Below are 6,025 nucleotides of genomic sequence, written 5' to 3'. Positions count from 1 at the left end.
TGGTCAATCGATCGGCCGCGGCGTACTGGATGCCCCGGTCGAGCCGGGGCATGACAGCGGAATCTGAGCGAAGGCCCGCCGCTAATAATTGATCCGCAGCCCCACGCCGCCATGGATGGTGTTACCCACCGGCTGCGGGCCGAGCGTGCCGTTGGCGAACAGGTCGACGATCCAGCCCTTCTGCACGCGGAAGCCGAGCCGGCCGCCATATTCGAACCAGCCCTGGTTACCCATGGTCGGCACCACCATGCCGTCACCGGTCACGGTGGCGACGATGCCGCTATGGCTGGCGAATGACTGCACCCAGCCACCGTTAATGTTGGCCTCGATATTGCTGCCGTAGAGATGCGTCCACTGGCCGCCGATCTTGACCAGGCTGGTGCGGTCGGTGCCGGTCGCGATGCTGGCGTCGAACGGATTGAACGCCACTGCGCTGTCGGTATAGCCCGAGACACGCTGCCAGAGCTGCCAGACCTCGATCGAGGCGGCGACCTCGTCGCGGGGCGACACGCGGCTCATCCAGCCGGCGCGGCCATAAACGGCGTAGTTCGAGGCGTTGGTCGAACTCGTGACGTTCACCGGGCCGAGGTTGGTGTTGTAGCTGCGGGTGTAGCGCGCCTTCTCCCACGGCGTCAGGATCGTGCCGACGTCGAAGAACGGGCGCGACGAGCCCCAGTCGGTGAAATCATAGCGCAGCGCGAACGCGGCGATGGGAGCGCTTGTGATGTTGTAGCCGCCCTCGCTGTACTGCGTGTAGGCGATGCCGGCGAGCAGCGACAGATTGTTGGTCAGCTCCTTGCGGCCGTGGATTCCGGCCGAGAACGAGCCGGCGGAGCCAAACGCGCTGACGCAATTGCTGCAATTGACCTGCTCGTTGACCCCGAGCAGCACCGTGCCGAGCACCCGGTTGGTGATCATCTGGTTGAAGCGCTGGTTGGCGAGGCCGCCGATCGAGCCGCCGCTGGAATCCGCGCCGGTCGGCCTCGGCGTCGGCGTTGGGCTCGGTGTCGGCGTCGGCGTCGGGCTCGGCGTGGAGGACGGATAAGGGCTCGGCGATGGCGAGGGGCTGTAGGTCGGCGTCGGCGAGGGTGAATAGCTCGGCGCCGGGGTGGGCGTCGGCCCTCCGCACTCGGACTCGCAAATCGTGGCGGCTGCCGCCGGACGGGCCTCGACCGCGATCAACGCAAACGCAGCCACGACGGTCAGCACGCTCGCGAGCATGAAGCGCCTGACGTTGAATACTTCCATCGTTAGCGCCCGCACAGCATGCCGTCGTCTTGGGCGGGCGTGATGGTCGGCGACGCGTCCGCATATTGGCTGACCGCGCACAGTCCCGCGCTCGCGGCGCAGGTCGCGGCAAAGGTCCAGGGCGGCGTATTGGTCTTACTGATGGAGATCTTGCCGCCGGTCGAGGTGATGATTGCGGTGTCGCCGGGCTGGGTGAGCTGCACGCATTGCTGGCTCGTCGTGCAGACGCTGGCGGCACCGTCCTGCAGCACGACGACCGAGCGGCCGCGCTGGGACAGGATATCGAGTGTGGTACCGCGCACGCCGATGGTCGCGAGCGGGGTCGTGATCTTGTAGGCGGTCTTCTCGGAATGTCCCGTGACGAAACGGAATGCGCCCGTCGTCATGCGGATCGCGACGTCGCGATAGCTGTGCTCGTCGTTGAAGACGGTGCGGTCGAGCTTGAGCGTCGCGCTCGGGCCGAGCGACAGATTGGTGCTGTCGGCCATCACGAAGCGAGCCGCGCTGCCGGCGCCGGTGCGCACGGTCTCGTCCCGCAGCATGCTGTCGCCGACGCTGATCGGCGTCGTGGTCGCGGCCACGCGAACGACTTCATTCTGGATCAAGACGGCTTCACCGACGCGCGTCTGGGCTTGGGCGCAAGGGGCCGCGCACAAGAGGGTCGACAACAGCGTGGAGAAAAGCCAGAAACGCAAATTCATTTCGCAACCGATCGATGTGTCCCTGATCGTACCGGATCACGCGCGCTTGCGATGTGGCGGAATTATCACAAGCAGCGCGAGACCTGCGTTATGCTTAGTGACAGTTGCGGCAGAATGCGTTCAATGAAAACCGCGATCTCTATTATTCTCCGCGGTGACGCAAAATTGCCACGCAAGACATCCCCACAAACGCGACTTGACTTGCCTGCGGTTCCGAAGGTGTCGCGGAGCGCAGTGATTGCTGTCGCGATTTTCCTGGTCGCGCATCTTGCCCTGCTGATTGGCCTGACGACGCCGGAGAAGTTCGTCTTCGACGAAGTGCACTACGTGCCGGCGGCGCGGCAGATGTTGGCACCAGCGGTGTCGCAATCGATGCTCAATCCGATGCATCCACCTTTGGCGAAAGAGCTGATCGCGCTATCGATCGCGGCCTTAGGCGACAGCGCGCTGGGCTGGCGCTATCCCGCGACATTGTTCGGCGCGCTCGCGATCGTCGCGATCTATCTGTGCGGCCTCGCGCTGTTCGCCGCGCAAGGGCCTGCGATCGCCGCCGCGCTGATCGCCGCCTGCAACCAGATGCTGTACGTGCAGGCGCGCGTCGCGATGCTCGACATTTTTGCACTCGGCTTCGGCCTGCTCGCGATTGCCGCCTTCATGCATGGCTTTCGAAAGGATCGTCCCCATGCATTATTCGCGGCTGCCGGCAGCCTGTTCGGCTGTGCGGCCGCCTGCAAATGGAGCGGCCTGTTTCCGCTCGGAATCTGCATCGTCATCGTCGCGGTGATCCGCCTGATGCAGGGCTGGCACACCCTGTTTGCCGACGCGAAGCCGGGGGATTGGTACCGGCCTGATCTCTGGCCCGACTTCAGATTACATCACGTCGTGCTCTGCTTCACTGTCCTGCCCGCGATGACATATCTTGCGGCCTTCGTCCCACTCTACGGCGTGTCGCTGCCGGATCTGGTCGAGGCGCAGCGCCGGATCTTCGCGGACAACACCACCACTGCCATCGCCGGCCACACTTATATGAGCGCCTGGCCGTCATGGCCGCTGCTCGCGCGCCCGGTGTGGTTCCTGTTCGACAAGACCGTGGACGACAATGTCTCCGCGATCGTCTTTCTCGGTAACCCCCTGGTGCTGTGGCCGACGCTGCTCGCGCTCGCCGTCGTGCTGCGCGATTTCGTCGTCGCGCGTCGCCGGGATGCGTTCCTGATCGCGGTCTTCTATTTCGGGTCCTGGCTCGCCTGGGCGTTGCTGCCGCGTACGCTCGCCTTCATCTATTACTATCTGCCGGCTGCGACCGTGGCGTCGCTCGCGCTGGTCTACGTGCTGCGGCGGGACGGTCTACCGGGCTGGCTGTTGTGGGCCTATGTCGGGGTCGTCGCGATCGGCTTTGCCGCCATGCTGCCGATCTCGGCGGCCTTCGTCGGCACATCGATGCAGACCTTCAATCGGCTGATGCTCTTCCAAAGCTGGATATGAAATCGCCGCCCGCCGGGAGAACGGCAGGCGGCGTCTTGATGGGCGACAATTTCGGAATCACTTCGACGCGGTCTTGGTGTCCATGTTCACGACCTGGACGCGGCGGTTGATCGGGTCGGCGCCGTTGGCGGCGTCCTTCAGCTTGGTCTTGCCGTAGCCGACGGTGACGAGATCGGTGCCGGTGAGACCGTAGTTCAGCACCAGGTATTTCTTGATGGTGTCGGCCCGCCGCTCGGAGAGCCCCTGATTGTAGGCCTCGGTGCCGACCGCATCGGTGTGGCCGGCGACCACGAAGGTCGAGCCCTTCAACGAGGGATCGGACAGCGCCTTGCCGAGCGCCTGTACCGACGGCACCGACGTCTTGGCGATGTCGGCCGAGTTGTAGTCGAACTGGATCTCCAGATCGATCTTCGGCTTGGTCGCGGCGAGCTCGGCAATCTGCTCGCGCTCGCCCGTCGACAGCGACCGCGTCGAGCGGTTGCGCACGGTGTTCAGGAACGTCGATTCCTTGGCCTGGACCGCCGGATCAACCTGCGGACCTGCGGACAGACCCCGGGTCACGGGCTTCGGCTTCAGTGCATCCAGGATCTGGTTGGTAGAGACATTGCCGTCGCCGGCCATAGCCAAGCCGGCTGTCATCGACAGAATTGCCGAGAGGGTCACCGCCTTCAGTGCAAAAGAGTTATTGAAACGGGTCATTGTCGTATCCTCGTTGTGACGCCTGATGGCTATTTGATGCTGCGAGCATAGGGCAGGTTCAAAAGCCCTGGTGTGATCTTGGTCACGGTGGAAACGGGGCCGTCCTGGACCACGGCAGCGTATTTCAAGCGGTTTCGGTTCATAGAGAGCCGACCCGCGGTCCGCTCCGAGGAGGGGCGCCAGCGCGAGAAGAGAAGTGGTCGCACACCTCTCCGGCGATGGTTCGAGCCGTCGCAGTCCTGTCGTGATCCGCATCACTGAGGACCGCCGCGCCGAGGTGCCGCTCGGGCGGCGGGGGCCGGTTCACTCAAGGAAACCCATGCTCACCGATTGTCGCAAAGCCGTCGCGTGTTGGCCTGTCTGTGAACAATTTTTCGGCCAGATGGACGCCTAGCAGGGCACAGCCTCCGACAAGCGCAAACGAAGGGAGCCGAGTTCCACCCAGTGCCGAGGCCAAGTGATTACCAGTTTTATCGCAATGGCCCGCCGGATCGGACCGTGTCCCTGAGCTCCATGCCCATTTACATCGGCGCGGCGATGATCGCGGTGGCGATCCTGCTGTCGACACTGATCACGGGGCTGACCTCCCGCTATGTCGGGCTTCAAGCGCCAACCGACGAGAACATGTGGCTGGTCGATCGTCTCACCGGCAACGTCTATCGCTGCCAGGCGGAGGAGCGCGGCAAGGCCTCGTGCGAACCCGATGTCGCAACAGGCAGCGTCGGCGACCGGTCCAAAGCCCCGAAAGCCGGCCGCTGAGCCCTCCCGTCTTCGCACCGCAGCAAGAAATTGTCTTCTCCACGAAACGTCTTCGCCGGAGAATACGTATCGCGAAGGCCGGCATGACGCCGGTTTCGTTTTACGGAGGAGACTTTTCGATGAAAATCTTGCTCACAGCTGCAGCTTTGGTCGCGTTCGCCGTTTCCCCTGCATCTGCCGCGATGATGGCGTGCACCAGCGACAATATGATGAAGTCCGCCGCCATGATGGGCGGCACGGCGGATACGCCGGCCAAGACGGCCATGAACAAGGAAATGGCCATGGCCAACACCGACATGAGCAACGGCAAGATGAAAAGCGCCTGCATGCATTACATGAAGGCGCAGAAGGCCATGTCGATGAAGTAGCAAGCGCCTTCCGACCGCGCTGTCAGCAGATGGCGGCGCGGTTTTTCCTTGTCCGCTCCTGGATCGGCTTCTTGGCTGGATGCGAATCCCGCTACACTGCATTCCGCAATGTCCCGCGCGCCCAAACCGATTCCACTCACCACGACACAGGCCCGGCAAATCTGGCTTCATGCCCAGCGGCTGGACGAGCGCGCGCCGTTCGGTGACGGCGCGCAAGCCGTCTCCGACGCGGTCGCCCATCTCGGCTATGTGCAGATCGACACCATCAACGTGATCGAGCGCTGCCATCATCACATCCTGTTCAGCCGGATCCCGTCCTACCGGCGCGCCGACCTGCGCCATGCCCAGAGCGTCGACAAGAGCGTCTTTGAATATTGGACGCATGCGCTGTCTTACGTGCCGGCCGGCGACTTCCGCTTCTTCCTGCCGGCGATGTGCGAGCACCGCCGCGAGGGGCACAAATGGTTCGCCTCGGTGAAACCTGCCGACATGCGCAAGGTGATGCGGCTGGTGCGCGCCGGCCCGCTGACGATCCGCGACATCGAGGACGACGTGCTCACCGAGAAGGAGCATCTCTGGCAAAGCCGAAAACCCTCGAAGCGGGCATTGCAGCTCGCCTTCTACATGGGTGCCGTGACCGTCAGCGAGCGGCAGGGCATGCTCAAGACTTATGAGCTGATGACGCGCCATTTCGGCTGGGACAAGCTGCCGAGGCCGGCGTCGGCAAAGGACATCACGGTCTATCTGCTCGATCGCGCGCTGCGATCG

General features: G+C 63.7%; 7 protein-coding genes. 4 read left to right on the top strand and 3 right to left on the bottom strand.

The features are described 5' to 3' along the window. Positions 1-81: 81 nt before the first annotated feature. A complete protein-coding gene (locus IVB32_RS02625) occupies positions 82-1,248 on the bottom strand; it encodes a hypothetical protein (RefSeq protein ID WP_247372611.1) in 1,167 nt (388 codons plus the stop codon). Positions 1,249-1,250: 2 nt separating this feature from the next. Continuing rightward, positions 1,251-1,949, bottom strand: coding sequence for a FecR family protein (locus tag IVB32_RS02620; RefSeq protein WP_317244930.1), 699 nt, complete (start codon positions 1,947-1,949; stop codon positions 1,251-1,253). 51 nt (positions 1,950-2,000) lie between these two features. Here IVB32_RS02620 and IVB32_RS02615 point away from each other — a divergent pair, with 51 nt between their 5' ends. Continuing rightward, a complete protein-coding gene (locus IVB32_RS02615; RefSeq protein ID WP_247372615.1) occupies positions 2,001-3,431 on the top strand; it encodes a phospholipid carrier-dependent glycosyltransferase in 1,431 nt (476 codons plus the stop codon). Positions 3,432-3,488: 57 nt separating this feature from the next. Here the strand turns inward: IVB32_RS02615 and IVB32_RS02610 are convergent, their stop codons facing one another. Beyond that, on the bottom strand, positions 3,489-4,130 hold the full coding sequence (locus IVB32_RS02610) for an OmpA family protein (protein WP_018455001.1): 642 nt from the start codon (positions 4,128-4,130) through the stop codon (positions 3,489-3,491). Positions 4,131-4,643: 513 nt separating this feature from the next. On the opposite strand from IVB32_RS02610, the gene IVB32_RS02605 reads away from it, so the two are divergent. The 3 genes from IVB32_RS02605 to IVB32_RS02595 form a co-directional block, all read left to right on the top strand. Then, complete coding sequence (locus tag IVB32_RS02605) at positions 4,644-4,889, top strand: hypothetical protein (protein ID WP_018455000.1); 246 nt, start codon at positions 4,644-4,646, stop codon at positions 4,887-4,889. A gap of 119 nt (positions 4,890-5,008) precedes the next feature. Beyond that, complete coding sequence (locus tag IVB32_RS02600) at positions 5,009-5,257, top strand: hypothetical protein (protein WP_007595197.1); 249 nt, start codon at positions 5,009-5,011, stop codon at positions 5,255-5,257. 108 nt (positions 5,258-5,365) lie between these two features. Beyond that, positions 5,366-6,025: crosslink repair DNA glycosylase YcaQ family protein (locus IVB32_RS02595; RefSeq protein ID WP_247409693.1), on the top strand; the 660-nt coding region annotated here is incomplete at its 3' end.

It is taken from the genome of Bradyrhizobium sp. 23 (assembly GCF_023073295.1).
GTDB classification, from domain to species: domain Bacteria; phylum Pseudomonadota; class Alphaproteobacteria; order Rhizobiales; family Xanthobacteraceae; genus Bradyrhizobium; species Bradyrhizobium canariense_D.
The sequence above is the reverse complement of the archived record's forward strand: the minus strand, read 5'-3'. Positions and strand labels throughout refer to the sequence as shown.